The 3,791-nt window shown below is 68.8% G+C and carries 5 protein-coding genes; 1 reads left to right on the top strand and 4 read right to left on the bottom strand.

The genetic code is table 11. The annotated features are described in order from the left end of the window. A partial coding sequence (bcsS, locus tag AB4Y99_RS26430) for a cellulose biosynthesis protein BcsS (RefSeq protein ID WP_441525420.1) occupies positions 1 to 430 on the top strand: 430 nt, incomplete at its 5' end. Positions 431 to 593: 163 nt separating this feature from the next. On the opposite strand, the gene AB4Y99_RS26435 is transcribed toward bcsS, so the two are convergent. The 4 genes from AB4Y99_RS26435 to AB4Y99_RS26450 all read right to left on the bottom strand — a co-directional run. Further along, positions 594 to 2,195 carry an NTP transferase domain-containing protein gene (locus AB4Y99_RS26435; protein WP_441525421.1) on the bottom strand — a complete coding sequence of 534 codons (1,602 nt, stop codon included), beginning with the start codon at positions 2,193 to 2,195 and terminating at the stop codon, positions 594 to 596. A 13-nt stretch (positions 2,196 to 2,208) separates the two neighbouring features. Next, positions 2,209 to 2,901, bottom strand: a complete 693-nt coding sequence (locus AB4Y99_RS26440; protein WP_441525422.1) for an XdhC family protein — start codon at positions 2,899 to 2,901, stop codon at positions 2,209 to 2,211. 3 nt (positions 2,902 to 2,904) lie between these two features. Beyond that, positions 2,905 to 3,534, bottom strand: a complete 630-nt coding sequence (locus AB4Y99_RS26445) for a LysE family translocator (RefSeq protein ID WP_113254881.1) — start codon at positions 3,532 to 3,534, stop codon at positions 2,905 to 2,907. Then, positions 3,534 to 3,791 (bottom strand): XdhC family protein (locus tag AB4Y99_RS26450; RefSeq protein WP_441525423.1); only part of this gene is annotated, 258 nt, incomplete at its 5' end. The genes AB4Y99_RS26450 and AB4Y99_RS26445, both read right to left, overlap by 1 nt.

Raw genomic sequence — 3,791 nt, forward strand, 5'->3', positions numbered from 1 at the left:
GCTCGGCTATGAATGGCGCATCGGCGACACGTTCGTCGCCCTTTATGCCGGCTCCGACGTCCAGAGCGAGAGGCGCGACGAGCCACTCGGCCCGTCGCTGATCGAGACACGTTACGGCGCGCGATTGCAGGCCGATCTCTGGTCCACGCCGCTGCCGGGCATGATGTTCCAGGCCAGTGCCTATGCCTCGACGCTGGACCGGCGCCTCTGGGCGCGTGCCGCTCCCGGCTGGCAGATGCCGCTCGGCTTCTATGTCGGACCGGAGGTCGAAGCCTATCGCGAACGGGACTATCGCAAGCTGCGCCTTGGACTGCATCTGACGGGCCTGCGCCTGCTCGGCCTCGAATGGCGCCTCGCCGGCGGCTGGCAGCGCACCAGCGACCGGCCCTCCGAGGCTTACGCGACGCTCGGCCTGCACTGGCAGCGCTGACGAAAATGCGCGAACCCTCATCCTGAGGAGTCGCGAAGCGGCGTCTCGAAGGATGCTCCAGATGGCTCCGGAGCCTCGTGAAGCATTCTTCGAGACGCCAATCCCTGGGTATGGCTCCTCAGGATGGGGGCTCAGGGCACAAACGGCCGCTACAGGCGAGCCGTCAGCCCTGCAACGCCCTGAGCGCTTCCGGCGTATCGACGTCGATGGCGATGGCCGGGTCCTCGAAGGGAACCTCGACGACGCGGCTACCGGCCTCGTCAAGCAGGCGGCGAGCCCCGCGATCCCCGGTCAGCAGCGAAACCGCAGGGAAGATCGGCCGCGCCAGCAGCACCGGGTTGCCGCGATGGCCGAACAGCGTCGGCACCACGGCCAGCGAATCCGGCTGCTGGAGATGGCTTTCGGCCAGGCGCTCGATGACCTGCGACGTCACATTGGGCATGTCGCCGAGCGAGATCACCGCCGCTTCGACCTCGGACGGCAGTGCCGCCACCCCGGCGCGAACCGAGCCGGCCAGCCCCGAAGCATAATCGGGATTGTGCACGAAGCGGATCGGCAGGTCGGAAAGGGCGGCCTCGACCGCCTCCTTCTGATGGCCGGTGACGACCAGCACCGGATCGAGCCGGGCCTCGAGCTGCGCCTCGACGGCATAACGCACGATCGGCTTGCCGCGCAGCTCCTGCAGGAGCTTGTTGTCGGCGCCCATCCGGGTCGAGCGGCCGGCCGCCAGGACGATCCCGGCAATATGTCCGGGGCCATGTTGCCCCGGCGCGCGCGGCTGCGGCCGCGAGACGATCTCCATCAGGAGCCCGCCCACGCCCATGCGCTGGACATCGGCGCGGCCGACGCGGATGCCCGCCAGATGGCGCTGCAGCACCCAGTCAAAGCTGTTCTCCTTGGGCGAGCGCGCGCAGCCCGGCGCGCCGATCACCGGCTTGCCGTCGATCTCGCCGAGCATCAGCAGATTGCCGGGATCGACCGGCATGCCGAGATGCTCGACCCGTCCGCCCGCCTCGATCAGCGCTTGCGGGATCACGTCGCGCCGGTCGGTGATCGCCGAGGCGCCGAAGACGACGATGATGTCGCTGTCGCCTTTCGCCAGCACCCCGATGCTCTCCGCCAGCGGCGTCGTCTCATGCGGCACGCGCTTGTCGGCCGAAAGGATGGCCGCCGCCGGCGCCAGCCGGTCCATCATGACGCGCATCGTCTTGTCGACGACGCTGGGCTTGAGCCCCGGCAGGATCGTCGAGATCACGCCGACCTTCGAGGGGCGATAGGCTGCAACCGCGATGGCCCGCTCCGGGCCGAGCGCACTGAGCGCCTGCTCCACTCGCGTTTCCGAGACGGCATAGGGAATGATCTTGACGGTGGCGATGAGCTCGCCGGCGACGACCGCCTTCAGCGCCGGCAGCGTCGCCACCGTGATCGCCTCGTCGACGGTGTTGAAGGCGTCGATCGCCGCGACATCGACCGTGAGCACGCCCGCCGTCGTCGCGAACATGTTGACGCGCCCCGTGAAGGGGGCTTCCGCGACGATGCCCTTGCCGGTCAGGCGCGCGGCAAGCCGCGAGGCAGCCTCGTTCTCCGCGACATCCCCGGGCTCCAACCGCACGGCGACGATCTCGCCGATACCGGCTTCGGCGAGCCCGGCTGCGATCTCAGCGGTGACCAGCGCGCCCTTCTTCACCGTCGTCGCRCCGGCTCGAATCGTATGGGCGGCGATGCAGCCGACGGAATCGGCGATGGCGATGGGGCCGAACTTCATGATGCGTGCCCTTTCAGGCGGGCTTCCTGCGCGGGCCGCGCAGGCTGCTCACGATCTCCGCCAGGATAGCGAGCGCGATCTCGGCTGGCGAGACGGCGCCGATATCGAGCCCGATCGGGGCATGGATGCGCCGTGTCGCCTCCTCGCCGAACCCTGCCGCAGCGAGCCGCTCCAGCCGCTTGCCATGCGTCTTCCGGCTGCCCAGCGCCCCGATATAGAAGCAGTCCGAGCGCAGCGCCGCCGTGAGCGCGGGATCGTCGATCTTCGGATCATGCGTCAGCGCGACGAAGGCGGTGTAGCCGTCGAGCCCGACCTGCGGCAGGACGTCTTCGGGCCATTCCGGCAGCAGGGCCACGCCCGGAAAGCGCTCCGGTGTGGCGAAGGCCGTGCGCGGGTCGATGATCACGAGATCGAGATCGAGCTCCTTCGCCATCGGCGCCATCGCCTGCGAGATATGGACGGCGCCCGTCACGACGATACGCGGATGCGGCGCCTGCACGGTCAGGAAATAGGAAGCGCCCTCGGCCTCGACCATGCCGCTCTTGCCGGTGCGCAATTGCTTCGCGACGAGTTCGGCCAGCGGATCGGCCGCGATCTCGCCCTGCCGCACCAGCCGCTGCGCGCCGCTCGCGAGTTCGGTCACCAGCACCGCCGCGCGCCGCGCCGCGCGCTCGTCATTGAGCGCGGAGAGGATGGCGAGATCCACCGTTCAGCCCCTGTCGGTCGCGAGCTTCAGGCCGAGCGCGATCATCAGCGAGCCGCCGATCCAGCGCCCGAAGGCGAACCCTGTCCTGGTCTTCTTCATCGCTCCCACGACGAGCGAGGCGCCGAAGACGGTGACGAGATCGGCCGAGGAGAAGGCGAAGTTGACCACCATGCCGAGGATCAGGAACTGCGCCCAGACCGGCAGCGAACCGGCCGGATCGACGAATTGCGGCAACAGCGCGATGAAGAACAGCGCGACCTTCGGGTTCAGGATCTCGACGATGAAGGAATCCAGCAGCGCCCGCTTCACCGTCTTCGGCGGCGCGATGGGCTGGTCGGGCGCGCCCAGGCGCGAGCGGATCATGCCGATGCCGATCCAGACGAGATAGATCGCGCCGGCGATCTTCACCGCCATGTAGAGCTCCGGCACATGCTTGAACACGGCCGACAGGCCGAAGGCCGCGGCGAAGACGTGGACATAGCAGCCGAGATGGATGCCGAGCATCGCCATCAGTCCCGCCCTGCGGCCATGGCTGATCGTCTGGGCGGCGGTGTAGAGCAGCGCCGGCCCCGGAAAATAGGCGACGAGGATGGTCACCGTCGCGAAGGCGACAAGGGTCTCCCAGGAGGCCATCAGTGCGTATCCTTGCTGCGGACCGGCTCGACATAGACCTTGATGCGCCCGCCGCAAGAGAGCCCGACCTTCCAGGCCGTTTCGTCTGCGACGCCGAATTCCAGGACCCGCGGCTTGCCCTCGGCGATGACGTCGGCGGCCTCGGCCACCACCGCCCCCTCGACGCAGCCGCCCGAGACGGAGCCGAGGAAATTCCCCTCCCCGTCGATGACGAGATGCGAGCCCACCGGGCGCGGCGCCGAGCCCCAGGTCTCGAC

This window comes from Allobosea sp. TAB14, from assembly GCF_052113865.1.
In the GTDB taxonomy this organism is placed as follows: Bacteria; Pseudomonadota; Alphaproteobacteria; order Rhizobiales; family Beijerinckiaceae; genus Allobosea; species Allobosea spartocytisi.